Genomic DNA, 512 nt, shown 5'->3' with positions numbered 1-512 from the left:
AGTCCCGGCATTTGATGGATTGGATCGAGCCTGAATCGTTCTGGCTCTGAAGTCCAGCATTTGCAGATGAACTCGTAGGGTGTGAGCCCCCTAAGGGTCTTCAGCCGGCGGCCGAAATTGTAGGCGACAACGAAGTCTGTGAGGTGCGCCTCGAACTGGCGATGATCGTCATAGTGGAAGCGCTTGACGGTCGCTTCCTTGATGGTGCGGTTCATCCGCTCRACCTGCCCGTTGGTCCAGGGRTGCTTCACCTTGGTGAGGCGATGCTCGATGCCATTCTCGYGGCACCGCATGTCGAACATGTGGGTGATGTAACGAGCTGTCGGCCCGTCGGCGTAACGAGCCGGGAAGGTGAACTGGATTCCGTAGCACATTGGGAAGAGGCTCGACCGTTGCCTGACGGCGCGCGAAGCCTTGCGTAGCGCAGCGCGCCGTCACGGCGGTCATGGCCGGCCAGAAGGTCTCTAAAGTGAGGTTGTCGAGACAACACTTTGGAGCGAGGCCAACCATGA

1 pseudogene is annotated in these 512 nt (G+C 59.1%); it reads right to left on the bottom strand.

Annotation, left to right across the window (positions count from 1 at the left end):
- Window positions 1-365 (bottom strand): annotated as a pseudogene (locus tag AC1DIO_RS35460) (integrase core domain-containing protein); the annotation flags it as partial.
- Between the last annotated feature and the right edge of the window lie 147 nt (window positions 366-512).

The sequence above is a fragment of the Allobosea sp. 05T439 genome, assembly GCF_056396005.1.
The sequence above is the reverse complement of the archived record's forward strand: the minus strand, read 5'-3'. Positions and strand labels throughout refer to the sequence as shown.